At 63.8% G+C, this 232-nt stretch carries 1 protein-coding gene; it reads left to right on the plus strand.

What is annotated here, in order from left to right; all coding sequences use genetic code 11:
• Positions 1–208, plus strand: a 208-nt coding sequence (locus SB717_RS39850; RefSeq protein WP_410908885.1) for a hypothetical protein, incomplete at its 5' end; no start/stop codon positions are given.
• Positions 209–232: the final 24 nt, after the last annotated feature.

Below are 232 nucleotides of genomic sequence, written 5' to 3' on the forward strand. Positions count from 1 at the left end.
CGCCTTCGAGAGCCGGGCGGACACTATTGCCGGTGGTCTTTCCAAGTTCGCGACCCAGGGCTCGGCGGATTTCTCCGCGGCGCTTGCCCAGGTCAATCGCACGCTGATCTCGATCCAGCGCGCGGCGGAGAGTTTTGAACGCAGTCCCAACCGGGTGATCTTCGGGGGCGAGGATGTGCCGGTCTATTCAGGCGGGCGACGGCGATGACAGAGACGAATTAAGAGGCAGGGG

The organism is Priestia sp. SIMBA_032 (genome assembly GCF_046535215.1).
GTDB lineage: Bacteria > Bacillota > Bacilli > Bacillales > Bacillaceae_H > Priestia > Priestia aryabhattai.